This is a genomic window from Oryzobacter telluris (assembly GCF_043099285.1).
In the GTDB taxonomy this organism is placed as follows: Bacteria; Actinomycetota; Actinomycetes; order Actinomycetales; family Dermatophilaceae; genus Oryzobacter; species Oryzobacter telluris.
In genome coordinates, this window is the sequence record NZ_CP170723.1 from 386,842 (window position 1) to 402,997 (window position 16,156).

Here is a 16,156-nt window from a genome sequence, read left to right on the forward strand (position 1 = left end):
TCAGCGGGCGGCGAGCTCGGTGAGGAAGGCCTTGGCGATGGGTGCGGCCACCGTGCCGCCGCTCTTGCCGGCCTCGACGAGCACGGCGAACGCGACGTCGCCCTGGTAGCCGACGAACCACACCCGCGGCGGGGTGTTCGGGTCGGAGCCGTACTCGGCGGTGCCGGTCTTCCCGCGCACCGGGCCGCCGGGGGTGCCGCGCAGCACCGTGCCCGTGCCCGACGAGACGACCGACGCCATCATCGAGCGCAGGTCGGCGACCGCGGTGCCGTCGAGGGGGGAGGGCTGGGGGTTGGTGCCCTCGCGCTGCACGAGCACCGGCGCCACGAACGACCCACGGCCCACGCTGCCGACCATCACCGCCATCGCGAGCGGCGACACCTCGGTGCGCCCCTGCCCGATGGAGGCCGCGGCGGCGTCGGTGCCGCCGTTGGTCGCCGGGACGCTGCCGTCGAAGGCACCGGCCACGCCCAGCTGGTCGGCCCAGCCGGCGCCGATGCCGAGCGCCTTGGCGGCGGTCGTGAGGTCGTCGTCGGCCAGGCGGGCGCTGAGCCCGACGAAGGCGGTGTTGCACGAGATGGTGAAGTCGTCGAAGAAGGTGGGGCTGCCCCCGGCGGACTCGCCCGCGAAGTTGCGGAACTCGCGCCCGTCGACGACCGCCGACTCCGGGCACGGCACCGGCGAGGTCGGTGAGGTGATGCCGCGGTTGAGGTACGCGTAGGTCGTGGCGACCTTGAACGTCGAGCCCGGCGGGTACCGGCCGGTCAGCGCACGGTCGAAGCCGGTGGAGGGCGAGTTCGCCGCGGCGAGCACCTCGCCCGAGGGGACGTCGACGGCCACGAGCGCCGCGGCCGCCTTCAGCCCGGCACCGGCCAACGCCTTCTCCGCGGCCGCCTGGACCCGCGGGCTCAGCGTGGTGCGGACGTCCTCGCCGTCGGTGGCGGCCTTCTCGAACAGCGTGGCACCACCGCTCGAGCTGACGGTGAGCCCGGGGGTGCCGCCCAGCGTCGCGTCGTACTGGCCCTGGAGGCCGCTGCGCCCGGCCCGGTCCCCCGCCGCGTAGCGCCCGTTGCCCTTCTGCACCATCTCGGCGGTCACCTCGCCGTAGCTGCCGAGCAGCGGCTGGCCGAAGGTGCGCGTGGTCGCCAGCGGCTGCGTCGACTCGCGGGCGATGACGCCGCGCAGGTCGTCGAGGCGGGCCTTGCGGGACTGGTAGTCGGCCTCGCGGTACGTGATGGCGGTGATGGGGCCCTTGGACCCCGCGTCGGTGGCCTTCTTCAGCGCGGTGACGAGCGAGCCCTTGGTCGCCTCGACCACCTTCTCCAGCCCGGCCGCCGACTCGGGTGTCGCGTTCACGGGGTCGAGGAGGATGGCGTAGACGGTGCCGAGCGGCATCAGGGGCTGGTCGTCGCGGTCGAGGAGGTCGCCGCGGGTGCCGGTGGTGCGCTCGAGCCGCAGCGTCTCGCCGGCCTTGAGGTCGGGGTGCCAGGGGGAGCGGCCGGCCGCCGGCGCCGCGACGACCCAGCGCTCGCCGCGCTCCACGAGCCGAGCCGGTACGGCGTACTCCCACACCGTCTCGCCGGGCAGCGTCCAGCGGACCGTGAGGGTCGCGGTGGCGGTCTCGCCGTCACGCCGGGCCGCGCTCGCGCGCACCGCGACCGGGGCCTCGCCGAGGCCGGCGACGGTCTTGGTGAAGTCCTGCGCCATCGCGGGTGACTCCAGGCTCGCGGGCGGCAGCGTCCTCGCGGCCCACGCGGAGGCAAAGGCGTCGACGGCGCGCGTGGCCGCGGCATCCCGGTCGGCCTCCTTCTGGCGCCACCACAGGGCACCCCCGAGCCCGCCGACGAGGACGAGGACGGCGGCGACGATGACGGCGACGCGGACCTTCATGGCCCCAGTCAACAGTCCGACCCCGGACCGGACCGCCGCGGGGTGCACGGAAACCGCGACCCGGACGCCCGCGAGGCCCCGGCCGGTACCAATCCGTGCGTCGTCGATCTTTTGATTCCACGAGGCGGCTGGCACTGGTCCCACCGGCCGTGGACTGGTTCCATGCTGCAGGGTTCCCGTTCTCGAAAGGACCTGTACCGGTGTCATCGCTGACCGACCAACCGCTCGCCGCGAGCGTGTCCACGCCGTCCTACGACAGGGCGGCGGCCACGGTCGGCATCGTCCACTTCGGGTTCGGCAACTTCCACCGCTCGCACGAGGCGATGTACGTCGACCGCCTGATGGAGCGCGGCCACGGCCTCGACTGGGGCATCTGCGGGGTCGGGGTGCTGCCGCACGACGCGGCGATGCGCGACGCGATGCGGGCGCAGGACTGCGAGTTCACCCTCGTGGTCCGCCACCCCGACGGCACCCTGGAGCCCCGGGTCGTCGGCTCGGTGCTCGAGTACCTCTACGGCCCCGAGGACGCCGCGGCGGTGCACGAGCGGCTGCTCGACCCGGCCGTGCGCATCGTCAGCCTCACGGTGACCGAGGGCGGCTACCTCAAGAACGCCGCCACGGGCGAGTTCGACGCCGGCCACCCGTCGGTGGTCCACGACATCGCGCACCTCGACGCCCCGGGCACCGCCTTCGGCTACGTCGTCGAGGGGCTGCGCCGGCGGCGGGAGGCCGGGCTGGCCCCGTTCACCGTGCTCTCCTGCGACAACCTCCAGGGCAACGGCGAGGTGGCCCGCCGCACCGTCACCTCGTTCGCCCGCCTCGTCGACGCCGAGCTCGCCGACTGGATCGAGGCCGAGGTGGCCTTCCCCAACTGCATGGTCGACCGCATCACCCCGGCCACCACCGACGTCGACCGCGAGGCCCTGACCAGCGACTTCGGCATCGACGACCGCTGGCCGGTGCCCGCCGAGCCGTTCACCCAGTGGATCGTCGAGGACCACTTCCCCCTCGGCCGGCCGGCGCTGGAGGAGGTCGACGTCCAGTTCGTCGAGGACGTCACCCCCTACGAGCTGATGAAGCTGCGCCTGCTCAACGCGAGCCACCAGGCGCTCGCCTACCTCGGGGCCCCGCTCGGCTACCTCCTCGTCGACGAGGCGATGCGCGATGACCGCGTGCGCGACTACCTCGCCCGCTACATGGCCGACGAGGCCTCACCGACCCTCGGCGAGCTGCCCGGCATCGACCTCGCCGGCTACCGCGACACCCTCCTCGAGCGCTTCTCGAACCCGGGCATCAAGGACACCCTCGTGCGCCTGGCCACGGACGGCGGCAACCGGATGGCGACCTTCACCCTCCCGACGGTGCGCGACAACCTCGCCGCCGGGCGCCCCGTCGAGCTGGGCGCCGCGATGGTGGCGGCCTGGGCCGAGTACTGGGCGCTCATCGGCCGCGGCGGGCTGGGCGCGTCCGAGGTGCCCGACGACGTCCACGCGGCCGAGCTCACCGCCGCTGCGCTCGACCCCCGCCCGGAGGCGTTCGTCGAGCTCGAGGCCCTGTTCGGGGACCTCGCGCAGGACGCCCGCTTCCTCGAGGCCTACTGCCGCCTGCGCGCGGTGCTCGCCGAGGGTGGCGTGCACGGTCTCGTCGACCACGTCCTGGCCCGCTGAGGCCGCGCCGACCGGTCAGTCGGCGGTCTGGCCGACCGGTGCCTTCAGACCCAGGCTGAACACCTCCGGCGGCGGCTTCTGTGAGGACTCCAGGCGCCGGTAGGTGGTGGGCGTCGTGCCCACCTCGGCGAGGAACTGCCGGTTGAAGTTCGCCATGTTGTGGTAACCGCTGAGGGTGGCCACGTGGGCGATCGGGTGGTCGGTGGTGTCGAGCAGCCGCCGGGCGTGGGCGATCCGCAGCTTCTTGACCATGTTGCTGAAGGTCATGCCCGTGGCGCTCTTGAAGTACTTCGAGAAGGTCGGCTCCGACATGTACGCCAGCCGGGCCGCCGTGGAGAGCCGGATGTCACCCGTGAGGTGCTCGAAGATGTAGCTGAGCCCGGCCTCGACCGCGGCCCGGGAGTTGCCGTCGGTGGGGCGGCCCATCCACTCGCTGGCCACGACCTCGCGCTCGTCCTCGGGGGCCCGCGCGAACAGCGTGAGCAGCCTGAAAAGGTACGAGAGCTGTTCTGCCCCACGGCTGTTCTCCACGGCGAGGATGGTCTCGGCGGCCCGCCACGCGGTGGCCCCGGAGAAGACGAGGCCGCGGCTGGAGAGCTTGAGCATCTCGTCGAGCTCTCCGAGCTCGGGCATGACCTCCATGCAGCGGCGGATCCACTCGTCGGTGAACTGGATGACGGCGTCGCGGTCGACGGCCACCTGCCCCGGCTCGAGGTCGCTGACCCAGTCGTGCGGCAGGTTCGGCCCCATGATGCTGACGTGCCCGGGGGCGAAGGTCCCGATGTGGTCGCCGGCGATGAAGCTGCCGTGCGTCTTGGTGATGAGGTGGATCTCGTACTCGGGGTGCGACCCCCAGCCGCAGATCTCGCTGGGGAAGTCGTGGGTGATGGCGCGCACCGACTGCATCGGGTGGGGCGGGATGACCTCCCGACGCGGGGCGTTCGGCATCGGGTGGTGGTGCGGGGGGTGGTCGTCGTGGCCCAGCAGGTGCTGCACGGGTTCGGTCGACCTCGACTGATACGAAATCGTGACCACACCTTCCGACGTCCTCGTCGCGCCCGGGGCCCGGCCGCCGCTCGCGGGAGCGTGCGGGGCGTGGTGTGACGTGGGCCTCAGGTGGCTCTGGGAAAAATAGTACCGAAACAGCGCCACGGATGGACCTTGTCGGGGTGGCGCCGCGATCCTCACCATTGCGGTGTTCCAGGCAGTTGAGCACTGATGCACCGAACGGGCCAGTCCCCGAACGTGTTCCGGGCCCGCGGCCGGGAGTGGACGACACACCTACCAAAGGAGTTAGGCATGCAGTTCAAGACGCGCGCCCTGACGCTCGGGGCGGGAGCGCTCGCCTCGGCCCTCGTGCTCGGCGCCTGCTCGTCGGGGAACGTCTCCTCGGGCGACGGTTCCGGCGCCGCCGGGGGCAACGTGACCCTCAACGTGGCCACCGTGAACAACGGCCAGATGAAGGACATGGAGAAGCTGAAGACCGAGTACGAGAGCGCCAACCCCGGCACCAAGGTCAACTTCCAGGTCATGGAGGAGGCCGACCTCCGCTCGGCCGTGACCGCCGACGTCGCCAGTGGTGCGGGTCAGTACGACATCGTCACCATCGGGGCCTACGAGACCCCGCAGTGGGGCGCCAACAAGTGGCTCGTCGACCTCACGCCCGAGCTGGCCAAGGACTCGGCCTACGACGTGGGCGACATCCTCCCCCCGGTCCGCGACGCCATCTCCTTCGAGGGCAAGCAGTTCGCCGTCCCGTTCTACGGCGAGTCCTCGATCCTCATGTACAACAAGGAGCTGCTCGACAAGGCCGGTGCCAGCCTCGGGACCAACCCGACGTGGCAGGAGGTCGCGGACGCGGCCAAGAAGGTCAACACCGCCGACACCGCGGGCATCTGCATGCGCGGCAAGCCCGGCTGGGGCGACCTCTTCGCGCCGCTCACCACGGTCGTGCAGACCTTCGGCGGCAACTGGTACGACGACAAGTGGACCGCCACGGTCAACACCCCGGAGTGGAAGGAGGCCGTGACCTTCTACAAGACGATGCTCGACGAGTCGGGTGAGAAGGACCCGGTGTCCTACAGCTTCAACGAGTGCCTCACCGCGCTCAAGGAGGGCAAGGCCGCCATGTGGGCCGACGCCTCCGTCGCCGCCTCGATGCTCGAGGCCGCCGACTCGCCGGTCAAGGGGAAGATGGGCTACGCCCACATGCCTGTGAACAAGACCAAGGAGTCGGGCTGGCTGTGGAGCTGGAACCTGGCCGTGCCGTCCTCGACGAAGAACAAGGACGCCGCCGTCAAGTTCGTCAAGTGGGCCACGAGCAAGGACTACATCAAGCTCGTCGGCACCAAGATCGGCTGGAGCAACGTCCCGCCGGGCTCGCGGACCTCGACCTACGAGATCCCCGAGTACAAGGAGGCCGCGGCCGCCTACGCCCCGATCACGCTCGACGTCATGAGCGCGGTCAACCCGAAGCAGCCGGGCGTCAACCCGCAGGGCTGGGTCGGCATCCAGTACGTCTCCATCCCGGAGTTCCAGGACGTCGGCAACCAGTGCGCCCAGCTCATCGCCGACTACATCGCCAACCGCAGCTCGGTCGACGACGCCCTCGGCAAGTGCCAGGAGCTCGCGCAGAAGGCCGGGGACGCCCACAAGGGCTGACCCACCCAGGGCACCGGTGCCGGGGCGCGCACATACCGCCCCGGCACCGGATCCCGGTCCCGTTCCCGTAGGACGACGCACAAGGGAGTGCGCATGACCACCACCACGAACCTCGACAAGGTCGAGGCGAAGGCCGCGAGCGACAAGCGTCGGATCCTGCGGCGCAACGCCTGGAGCAGCCGCGGGCTCCTCATGCCGGCCGTCATCTTCCTCATCCTGCTCACGCAGGTCCCGTTCCTGGTCACCATCGGCTTCTCCACGATGAAGTGGAACCTGCTCTACCCGGCCGACCGTGGCTTCACCGGCGTGGACAACTACAAGACCGCGCTGACCTCGGGGAACCTGTGGCCCTCGATCGTCGCGACCGTCCTCATCACCGCGTTCGCGGTGGTCCTCTCGCTGCTGTTCGGGCTGCTGTTCGCGGTGCTGCTGGACCGGCAGTTCCGCGGCCGGGCGCTGGCCCGCACGCTGATGATCACCCCGTTCCTCATCATGCCCGCGGCCGCGTCGCTGATCTGGAAGTACTCGATGTTCGACACCAACATCGGGATGGTGAACTGGCTGTTCAAGACCCTCGGGCTGCCCGTGGTGTCGTGGGGCACCGAGCACCCGATGGCGACCGTGGTCATCGTGCTGACGTGGCAGTTCACACCGTTCATGATGCTCATCCTGCTCGCCGGCCTGCAGGGCCAGGACAAGGCGATCCTCGAGGCCGCGAACGTCGACGGCGCCGGCACCTGGCGCACGTTCACGTGGATCACGCTGCCGCACCTGCGGATGTACATCGAGATCGGTGTGCTGCTGGGGTCGGTCATCATCCTGCAGGTCTTCGACCCGATCGCGATCCTCACCAAGGGCACCGGCGGGACCAAGACGCTGGCCTACCTGCTCTACGAACGGGCCTTCATCGGGCTCGACGTCGGGGAGGCCGCGGCGTACGGCGTCGTGACCGTCATCCTCACGATCATCGTGGCGACCATCGCGCTGCGCACCCTGTTCAAGGTCTTCATGGCTGGAGGTAGCCGATGAGCACCAAGCTGCGCGGGACCCTGGTCACCGCGTTCACCTGGTTCCTGGTCCTGGCGTTCTTCTTCCCGGTGTTCTGGATGCTGCTCAACGGGTTCAAGCCCGAGTCGGTGGCGTCCTCGATCAACCCCCAGCTCTTCTTCACCCCGGTGCTCGACGGGTTCACCACCGCGTTCGACCGCGGGATGAAGGGCTACCTGATGAACTCGCTGACGGCGGCGGTGACGGCCACGGTCATCTCGGTCGTGCTGGCCATCCCCGCCGCCTACGCCCTGTCGATCCGGCGGGTGAAGAACGTCGAGCAGTCCCTGTCGTTCTTCATCTCCACCCGCTTCATGCCGCTCGCCGCGGTCGTGCTGCCCCTGTTCATGATCCTCAAGACCATCGGGCTGCTCGACAACATCTACATGCTGGCGATCGTCTACGGCGCGGTGAACCTGCCGGTGACCGTGTGGATGATGCGCTCGTTCTTCCTCGAGGTGCCCTTCGAGATCGTCGAGGCGGCGCGGGTCGACGGTGCGGGCCTGTACCGCGAGATCGTCCGGGTCGTGCTGCCCCTGGTCCTGCCCGGGGTCGCGGCGGCCGCGCTCATCACCTTCATCTTCAGCTGGAACGAGTACTTCCTGTCCACCCTGCTGACCTCGTCGGCCGCGCGCACCACCCCACCGTTCCTCGGCAGCTTCGTCGACGGACGCGGACAGTTCCTCGCGGTGCTGTCGGCGGCCGCCACGGTGGCGGCCCTGCCGGTCATCATCGCCGGCTGGGTCGCGCAGAAGCAGCTCGTCCGCGGCCTGTCGATGGGAGCCATCAAGTGACCGGAGCCGAGGTCCGCAGCCTCGCCGACACCGTCGTCGTCGTGACCGGCGCCGGTGGAGGGATCGGGGGTGCCGTCGCCCGCCTCGTCCTCGAGGACGGAGGGCGCGTCGTCGCCGGTGACCTGCGGGAGGACGCGGTCCGGCCCCTGCTCGAGGAGTGGGGTCCGGACCGGGTCGCCCTGTCGTTCGGCGACGTCCGGTCGGTGGCGTCGTGCGACGCGCTCGTGGCCGCCGGGGTGGCGGCGTTCGGGCGGGTCGACTCGGTCATCGCCAACGCGGCGGTCGGGTTCTACGGCGGGCTGCTGGACGTGCCGACCGAGCAGGTCGAGCTGATGGTCGACGTCAACGTCAAGGGCACCGTGTGGGTGGCCCGGGCGGCGGTGCGGCAGTTCCGTGCCCAGGGCGGTGGCGGCGACATCGTCATCATCGGCTCGGTGGCCGGGCTGATGATCGGCGGCGGCAAGGAGGCCGTGTACGCGGCCACCAAGGGGGCCCAGATCAACCTCGGCACGGCGCTCGACCGCGAGCTGCGCTCGGAGGGCATCCGGACCACCGTCATCGCCCCGGCCGGGGTCAACACGGCCTTCGCCGCGGCCGACGGACGGTTCGGCGGCGACGACCCCGCCGACGGGCCGTTCATGCAGCCCTCCGACATCGGGGCGGCCGTGGTGCACGCGCTGCGCCAGCCCCGGCGGATGCGCACCGAGCTGTGGACGATGTGGAGCCTCGCCGAGGTGCACTGAGGCGGTCTGCTCGTCCGCGTGTGAGCTGTGGGGCCCCTCCGGGCTGCTGGACCCCGGAGGGGCCCCACTTCGCGGGCTCGCGCACTTAAGTACGGCAACACGCCGATGCTCGGGCCTCTTGCTCGGCGTGTTGCCGTACTGAGGTGGTGGGGCGGAGGGAGCCGCGGGATGGGCGGGTTCGTTCCTCACCCGCCCACGCCCGCTCCCGGCATCCCCCTGCCGACGCAGACGAAAGCCCCGCGAGCTCGCTCGCGGGGCTTTCGTTCTGCGGAGGCGGAGGGATTTGAACCCTCGATGGGCTTGAGACCCAAACCGCATTAGCAGTGCGGCGCCATAGACCGGACTAGGCGACGCCTCCAACGAAGGGACAGGGTAACGAACCCGCGCACCACCGGGCAAAACGGGTCCGGCGCCGGACGTGGCGCGACCCTGGGTACCGCTCACTGCGGCCTCGAGATCAGTGCTGCAGGAAACCGGTGCCCCGGCCCCGGTTTCGTGCAGCAGTGATGGGAGGCCGGCCGCCCGGGTGCGCGCGGTGGGCGCTCGGCGGTTCGGGGGACACGGCGCCCGCATCGCTGCCACACTGCCCGCCATGACGACTCCGGGGGGTCAGCCGACGCCTGACCACCAGCCACCCGTCCCACCGACCGCCGCCGCTCCGGCGGGATGGCAGGAGCCCCAGCCCGGGTGGCCGCGGGCCCAGCCCGCCTGGCCGGTCGTGTCCCCGCGCCCACCGGCCGTGGAGGCGCGCGACCAGACCGCCCGCACCATCGGCATCATCGCGCTGGTCGTCGGCGGCCTGGCCCTGCTGGCCCAGGTCCTGATGGTCGTGTTCCCGTTCCTCCTCATCGGCGGCCTCATGGCGGGCTCCGAGGGCGACTGGGTCGAGGAGGGGCCGATCCCGATGAGCAACAGCGCCTTCTCGGGCGCGGCCACCCCGGCGAGCGACGGCTCGATGTCGGGGACCGCCCTGCGCGACGGGCTCGTCGCGGCCGGGAGGACGACCGGCGCCATCCACCGCTCGCCGAGCAGCATCGAGTGTGACGACGTGCGCCGGGTCGAGGCCGACGCCTCGGTCCTGTGCCGCGGTGCCGACGGCGACCGCTGGTACGCCGTCGTGCGGTTCACCGCCTCGAGCGGATCGTTCGACGTCACGACGATGAGCGATGTCGAGGACGAGTGGTGAGCACGCCTCCCGAGCAGCCGCTCGTCCCGCCGAGCCCGCAGGGCCGCTCGGGTCCGCCCGCCGCGCCCGCCCCGCAGCCGCAGTACCCGGCGCAGTACCCACCGCAGGCCTGGGGGCCACCGCCGGCGTACCCCGGCTGGGCGCCGCCCGCCACCGACTCCGAGTCGGCCACGGCCCTGCGCAGCGCGCGCACGGCGCTGGGCTGGGCCATCGGTGCCGCCGTGGGTGCCGGCCTGTCGCTCGTGCTGACCCTCCTGCTGCTCGTGAGTGACATCGGCGCTGCCGCCGTCCCGGAGGACGGGTACTACGGCGAGACCCTGCGCGGGGAGGTCGTCGGGCTGCCGGACGGTGCCCCGCTGGGCGCCGACCGGCTCGAGCACGTGCTCGGCAACCTCTTCGAGGACTACGGGATCGACCACGACGTCCAGTGCCCCGACACCGCCGCCGTCTCCGTGTCCACCGTCGTCGTGTGCACCGGTGAGGTCGACGGCTACGAGTGGACCGGGGTCGTCGTGTTCGAGGACACCAAGGGGTCGTTCGCCGTCGTCGAGATCTGAGCGCCGTCCTCCGCAGATGACGCCCCGCCGCCTCCCGCTGGTCGGAGCGAGGCGGGCGCGAACACCCAGAGCTTCATCGCGAGGAACTTCACCGCGGTGGCGACGGCGGTCGTCATCGCGACGACCGCGGTCTCGACGCCGGTGCCGGCACCGGGCATCGCGGCGTGGAGGAGGTCGAGGCCGGCCGTCGTCATCGCGAGCGTGAACACGAGGACGAGCAGCCCCTGGACCTGCTGCCGCCAGGCGCCGGCCCGGCCGCGCACGCGGAAGGTCCAGCGCCGGTTGGCCCAGGTGTTCGCCACGGCGGCCACGAGGAGGGCGATGGCGTTGGCCGCCGCCGCGGACTCCATCCCCTGGCGCAGGGCGACGAACCCGCCGAGGTGCAGCAGGGTCGACAGCACCCCGATGACGGCGAACACGGCGAGCTCCCCGCCCATCGACCTCGGTGCCTCCACGGGGCCGCGGCCGATGCGTTCGGCGATCTCGTCGACGGGCAGGCGGCCGCGCGCCAGGGCGGTGCCGACCCGCCACATCCCCTTGAGGTCGTCGCGCGCGGTGGAGGCGAGGGCGACTCGGCTGTCGGGGTCGTCGTACCAGTCGACAGGGACCTCGTGGATGCGCAGCCCGCACCGCTGCGCGAGGACGAGCAGCTCGGTGTCGAAGAACCACGTGGTGTCCTCGACGAGGGGGAGCAGCTCACGGGCGACGTCGGCGCGGATCGCCTTGAACCCGCACTGGGCGTCGGAGAAGCGGGCGCCGAGGGTGGCGCGCAGCAGGAGGTTGTAGCCGCGGGAGATGACCTCGCGCTTGGCCCCGCGGACCACCCGCGACGACCGGTGCAGCCGGCTGCCGATGGAGAGGTCCGAGTGCCCGGACATCAGGGGGGCGACGAGGGGCCACAGGGCGTCGAGGTCGGTGGAGAGGTCGACGTCCGTGTAGGCGAGGACGAGGGCGTCGGACTCGCCCCAGACCCGGGCCAGCGCCCGGCCGCGGCCCTTCTGCTCCAGCCGCACGGCCCGGACCGCCGGGAGGGTGGCCACGAGGTGCGTGGCCACCTCCCAGGTGAGGTCGGTGCTCGCGTTGTCGGCGATGGTGATGCGGAAGGGGTACGGGAACGTCTCGACGAGGTGGGCGTGCAGCCGGTGCACGGAGGCCGCGAGCACGGCCTGCTCGTCGTGCACCGGCACCACGACGTCGAGGACGGTGGTCACGACGCGCTCCCGGCCACCGGCTGGGTCAGGTCGTAGAACGTCTGGCCCCCGATCGTGACCTCGGTGAAGGTCGCCGCGACCCAGGTGCCGATCTCGCTCGAGGCGGTGGAGCCGCCGTTCTGCCCGCGGAAGCCGCCGCCGGCGAGGAAGTAGTGGATCCTCCCGTCCGCCACGTCGGCCTGGAACTCGGCCAGCGTCGGCGCCGGGTCGGACCCGTTGAAGCCGCCGATCGCCATCACCGGCTGCTGCGAGGCGAGCTGGAGGCCGGCCGCGTTCTGCGAGCCGACCGCCGCGGCGACCCAGGTGTAGGAGTCGGCGTCGGCCTGCAGGGCGGCGACGACGTCGGCGTCGGGCGTGGTCGCGCTGAGCAGGCCGCCCATGCCGCCGCCACGCGTGCCGCCGCCAGTGGCGGTGCCGCCGGTCGCGCCCGGGGTCGTGCCGTTCGCCGCGGCCGGGCCGCCCGCGGGGGCTCCGCCCGGCATCGCCCCGCCGCGCATCCCGCCGGGACCGCCACCGGTGGAGGGGCCGGCCGTGACGATCGACCCCGAGTGGCCCGTGGCCAGGGTCGTCGCCGTGTACGCCGCCGGCCCCGCGAGGGACGCCACGACCGCCGCCACGGCCACGGCCCGGACCCCGGTGCGGTGCAGCCGCCCGACGAGGAGCAGGAGCGCGGCCGCCGCCAGCCCGACGGCGAGGATGCCGAAGCGCAGCCAGCCGCCGTACGCGGTGGTCCGCGAGAGGAGGACGAACGCCCACGCGGCGCTCGCGGCCGTGGCGGCCGAGAGGACCAGCGCGCCGCTCAGGCGGTCGCGGCGCTCCCAGGCCTCCGCCGCGCCCATCCCCACGAGGGCGGCGATGGCCGGGGCGAGGGCGACCGTGTAGTAGTCGTGGAAGATCCCCTGCATCAGGGAGAAGGTCAGGGCGGTGACGACCATCCAGAGCCCCATGAGCACGTGGGCCGCGCGCCGGGCGTCGGTGCGCGGGGCACGCCCACGGAAGGCGATGCCCGCCACGGCGAGGAGCAGGGCCGCGGGCAGCAGCCAGGAGATCTGGCCACCGGATGACGAGTCGAACATCCGCAGGACGCCGACGTCGGTCGAGAACCCGCCACCCCCGCCGCCGCCGACCTTGCCGACCTCGCTGCCGTCGAGACGGCCGAGCCCGTTGTAGCCGAACGTCAGCTCGAGGAAGGAGTCGGTCTGGCTGCCCCCGACGTACGGGCGCATGCTCGCCGGGACGAGCTCGACCACGGCCACCCACCAGCCGGCCGAGACCACCATCGCCCCGACCGCGGCGAGCGACCCGAGGAGCCGACGGCCGATCATGGTGTCCGCGAACAGGACCCACGCGATGCCCAGGGCCGGGACGACGAGCAGCACCTGCAGCGTCTTGGTGAGGAAGCCGAAGCCGACGAAGACGCCCGCGAGAGCCATCCACCGGATCGACCCCTTGTCGATGGCGTGCAGCGTCGCCCACGCGGCCAGCGCCATGAGGAGGGTGAGCAGCGCGTCGGGGTTGTTGAAGCGGAACATCAGGGCGGCCACGGGCGTGAGGGCGAGGGCCGCGCCGGCGAGGAGGCCGGCGGCCGGGCCGGAGCGGCGCTTCACGGTGGCGTGGACGACCGCCACGGTCCCGACGCCCATGAGCACCTGCGGCAACAGGATCGCGAACGAGCCGAGCCCGAACAGCCGCACCGACAGCGCCATCACCCACAGGGCGGCGGGCGGCTTGTCGACGGTGATGGCGTTGCTCGCGTCGAAGCTGCCCCAGAAGAAGGCCGACCACGAGTCCGAACCCGCCTGCACCGCAGCCGAGTAGAACGCGTTGGCCCACCCGCTGGCGGTGAGGTTGTAGAGGTACGCGCCGGCGGTGACGACGAGCAGCGCGAGGAGGGCGGGGCGTGCCCAGGCCGCGTCGTCCTCAGGCCCGCGGAGGACGCGACGACCGCGGTCCGCGAGGGCGGAGCCGCGCGAGGTGCCGGGCCCGGGCAGAGGAGCGGGGGCCGGCTCGGGAGGTCCGGCACGGTGCGTCGGGTCGGGCTGCGTGAGGGTCGCGGTGTCCATGCCTCCACGGTCGGACCCGCCGATGTGCCGGGGCTGTGCCCGCCCTGTCCTCCTCCGTAGACCTCCCTCCCCTTCGGCCGTGAGTGCGGAACTGGTCGCTCTGGCAACCACTTCCGCACTCACGGGCGGTGGGGTGGGAGGATGGCGGCGTGCCAGTGCCGCCGCCCGACCCGTCCGCGCCCCTCGTCATCCGACGGGCGCGCGAGGACGAGCTGGCCGTGGTCGGCGACCTCACCGTCGACGCGTACGTGGGGGCGGGCGTCATCCCGTCGGACGCGGCGTACCTCGAGTTCCTGCGCGATGCCGCCCACCGCCACCGGGAGGCCGAGGTGTGGGTGGCGCTCGACGGCGACCGCGTCATCGGAACGGTCACCTACGTGGAGCCCGGCTCGGCCCTGGTCGAGGTGTCGCGGGAGGGTGAGGCGGAGATGCGCTCGCTCGCGGTCGACCCGTCCGCCGCCGGTCGGGGTGTGGGCGTCGCCTTGGCGCGGCACGTCATCGAGCGGGCGCGGGAGCGCGGTTTCGACGCCGTGGTCCTGTGCTCGTCGACGACGATGCACGTGGCGCACCGCCTCTACGAGCGGCTGGGCTTCACGCGGATCCCCGAGCGTGACTGGCAGCCCGTCCCGGAGGTCCACCTCCTCGCTTACACCCTCCCCCTCCACGACTGACTGCGCTCCACCCACCGCAGACGGGTCGAAGAACGGCTCGCGGAGGTGGGTGAACCGCAAGAAGTCGCGCTGGTGACGGCGACCTCGTGCGACTTCGGTGCGGTTCCTGCCCTCGCGCCGCGCCGGAACCGCACCCAACTCGCACGGAGTCGGGGTGAGAGGGGGAGGGTCAGCCGGTGGGGAGGAGGACGGAGAAGGTCGTGTTGCCCGGCCGGCTCGCCAGCTCGACCCGGCCGCCGTGGGCCTGGCCCACCGCGGCGACGATGCTCAGCCCGAGACCGGTCGACCCCTGGGCCCGCGTGCGCGCGTCGTCGCCACGGGTGAAGCGCTCGAACACGCTGGCCTGCAACGCATCCGGGACGCCCGGCCCGTCGTCGGACACCGACACCCGCACGAGCCCACCCTCCGGCCGGACCCGCGTGACGACCTTCGTCCCGGGAGGCGTGTGGGTGCGCGCGTTGGCGAGGAGGTTTGCGAGCAGCTGGTGCAGCCGGGCCTGGTCGCCCGGGACCTCGATGGGCTCCTCGGGCAGGTCAAGCTCCCACGCGTGCTGCGGCGAGGCGGCGTGCGCGTCACTCACCGCGTTGACGGCGAGGAGGGAGAGGTCGACGGCCTCGCGCTCGAGGGGGCGGCCGGCATCGAGGCGGGCGAGGAGGAGGAGGTCCTCGACGAGCTCCTGCATCCGCAGCGCCTCGGCCTCGACGCGCCCGATGGCGTGCTTCACGGTGTCGGGGACCGGTTCCCGCTCGCGGCGGGTGAGCTCGGCGTAGCCCCGGATGGAGGCGAGCGGCGTGCGCAGCTCGTGCGAGGCGTCGGCGACGAACTGCCGCACCTGCGTCTCGCTCTCCTGGCGCGACTGCAGCGCCGACTCGACGTTGTCGAGCATGGTGTTGAGGGCGACGGCGACCTGGCCGACCTCGGTGCGCTCGTCGGCATCCGCCTCGGGCACGCGCACGGCGAGGGCGACGTCACCGGAGTCGAGCTTGAGGTGCGAGACCCCCCGCGCGGTGGCGGCGACGCGGTCGAGCGGGGCGAGGCTGCGCCGGATGACGAACGTCCCGCCGATGGCGACGAGGACGAGCCCGACCGCCGTGCCGCCGGCGACGACCGCGATGAGCCGGTCGATGAACTCCTCCACCGGCTGGGTCGACAGGCCGACGACGAGGAGGTCGCCGCTCTGCGGCAGCGTCCGGGCGATGACGAGGTAGGTCCCCGTCCCGTCGCCGAGGTCGATGCGCGTGGGGGAGGACGCCGCGTCCACCCGGCGCAGCTCGGCCATCTGTCGGGCGTTGAGGGTGCTGAACCGGCCCCGCTCGTCGACGACCGAGTTCACCGGGTCGCCGCCGTCGTCGACGGCCACCGCACCGGTGGAGGTGAGCTCGAGGACGAGGGAGTCACCGCCCCCCGGGCTGCGCTGCGGGCCGCTCGGGCCGTCGCCCTGGGGCAGGCGCGGGACGCCGTCACCGCGGCGCTCGTCGACGCGCATCACCGAGCGCTGCACGTCGTCGGCGAGCTGGTTCTCGAGGTACTGCCGGGTGGTCACGAGGGTCACGGCACCCACCGCGAGCATCGTGATCGCGAGCAGGGAGAGGACCGAGGCCAGGAGCTTGGCCCGCAGGGTCCAGCGGGAGACGGGATGGGGCATGGCGGGTCCGGAGCCGGTCCG

The 16,156-nt window shown here is 72.4% G+C and carries 13 protein-coding genes and 1 tRNA gene; 8 read left to right on the forward strand and 6 right to left on the reverse strand.

The features are described 5' to 3' along the window. Complete coding sequence (locus ACFLFB_RS01810; protein WP_392543999.1) at positions 1–1,890, reverse strand: penicillin-binding transpeptidase domain-containing protein; 1,890 nt, start codon at positions 1,888–1,890, stop codon at positions 1–3. A gap of 200 nt (positions 1,891–2,090) precedes the next feature. On the opposite strand from ACFLFB_RS01810, the gene ACFLFB_RS01815 reads away from it, so the two are divergent. Then, positions 2,091–3,557 (forward strand): mannitol dehydrogenase family protein, encoded by a 1,467-nt coding sequence (locus tag ACFLFB_RS01815; RefSeq protein WP_392544000.1) that lies wholly within the window; start codon positions 2,091–2,093, stop codon positions 3,555–3,557. A 15-nt stretch (positions 3,558–3,572) separates the two neighbouring features. On the opposite strand, the gene ACFLFB_RS01820 is transcribed toward ACFLFB_RS01815, so the two are convergent. Further along, positions 3,573–4,553, reverse strand: a complete 981-nt coding sequence (locus tag ACFLFB_RS01820) for a helix-turn-helix domain-containing protein (RefSeq protein ID WP_392544001.1) — start codon at positions 4,551–4,553, stop codon at positions 3,573–3,575. A 303-nt stretch (positions 4,554–4,856) separates the two neighbouring features. Here ACFLFB_RS01820 and ACFLFB_RS01825 point away from each other — a divergent pair, with 303 nt between their 5' ends. The 4 genes from ACFLFB_RS01825 to ACFLFB_RS01840 all read left to right on the forward strand — a co-directional run bounded on the left by ACFLFB_RS01825 (position 4,857) and on the right by ACFLFB_RS01840 (position 8,802). After that, the gene (locus ACFLFB_RS01825; RefSeq protein WP_392544002.1) at positions 4,857–6,218 is read left to right on the forward strand and encodes an ABC transporter substrate-binding protein; all 1,362 of its coding nucleotides are present in this window, start codon (positions 4,857–4,859) and stop codon (positions 6,216–6,218) included. Between the two features lie 93 nt (positions 6,219–6,311). After that, entirely contained in the window at positions 6,312–7,247 is a 936-nt protein-coding gene (locus ACFLFB_RS01830; protein ID WP_392544003.1) for a carbohydrate ABC transporter permease, read from the forward strand. Continuing rightward, complete coding sequence (locus ACFLFB_RS01835) at positions 7,244–8,059, forward strand: carbohydrate ABC transporter permease (RefSeq protein WP_392544004.1); 816 nt, start codon at positions 7,244–7,246, stop codon at positions 8,057–8,059. Before ACFLFB_RS01830 ends, ACFLFB_RS01835 begins: the two co-directional genes overlap by 4 nt. Beyond that, positions 8,056–8,802, forward strand: a complete 747-nt coding sequence (locus ACFLFB_RS01840; RefSeq protein ID WP_392544005.1) for an SDR family oxidoreductase — start codon at positions 8,056–8,058, stop codon at positions 8,800–8,802. Before ACFLFB_RS01835 ends, ACFLFB_RS01840 begins: the two co-directional genes overlap by 4 nt. A 268-nt stretch (positions 8,803–9,070) precedes the next feature. Here the strand turns inward: ACFLFB_RS01840 and ACFLFB_RS01845 are convergent. Then, positions 9,071–9,160 (reverse strand) — tRNA-Ser (locus tag ACFLFB_RS01845). Positions 9,161–9,520: 360 nt separating this feature from the next. Here ACFLFB_RS01845 and ACFLFB_RS01850 point away from each other — a divergent pair. Both ACFLFB_RS01850 and ACFLFB_RS01855 read left to right on the forward strand, forming a co-directional pair. Continuing rightward, entirely contained in the window at positions 9,521–9,988 is a 468-nt protein-coding gene (locus tag ACFLFB_RS01850; protein ID WP_392544006.1) for a hypothetical protein, read from the forward strand. Beyond that, positions 9,985–10,545: a hypothetical protein gene (locus tag ACFLFB_RS01855; protein WP_392544007.1), complete on the forward strand. Its 561-nt coding sequence runs from the start codon at positions 9,985–9,987 to the stop codon at positions 10,543–10,545. Before ACFLFB_RS01850 ends, ACFLFB_RS01855 begins: the two co-directional genes overlap by 4 nt. Here the strand turns inward: ACFLFB_RS01855 and ACFLFB_RS01860 are convergent. Beyond that, the gene (locus tag ACFLFB_RS01860; protein WP_392544008.1) at positions 10,479–11,756 is read right to left on the reverse strand and encodes a glycosyltransferase; all 1,278 of its coding nucleotides are present in this window, start codon (positions 11,754–11,756) and stop codon (positions 10,479–10,481) included. The genes ACFLFB_RS01855 and ACFLFB_RS01860 overlap by 67 nt on opposite strands. Further along, complete coding sequence (locus tag ACFLFB_RS01865) at positions 11,753–13,819, reverse strand: glycosyltransferase family 39 protein (RefSeq protein ID WP_392544009.1); 2,067 nt, start codon at positions 13,817–13,819, stop codon at positions 11,753–11,755. Before ACFLFB_RS01865 ends, ACFLFB_RS01860 begins: the two co-directional genes overlap by 4 nt. 149 nt (positions 13,820–13,968) lie before the next feature. On the opposite strand from ACFLFB_RS01865, the gene ACFLFB_RS01870 reads away from it, so the two are divergent. After that, positions 13,969–14,490 (forward strand): GNAT family N-acetyltransferase, encoded by a 522-nt coding sequence (locus ACFLFB_RS01870; RefSeq protein WP_392544010.1) that lies wholly within the window; start codon positions 13,969–13,971, stop codon positions 14,488–14,490. 169 nt (positions 14,491–14,659) lie between these two features. Here ACFLFB_RS01870 and ACFLFB_RS01875 read toward each other — a convergent pair whose 3' ends face one another. Then, positions 14,660–16,135, reverse strand: coding sequence for a sensor histidine kinase (locus ACFLFB_RS01875; RefSeq protein ID WP_392544011.1), 1,476 nt, complete (start codon positions 16,133–16,135; stop codon positions 14,660–14,662). Positions 16,136–16,156 lie beyond the last annotated feature (21 nt).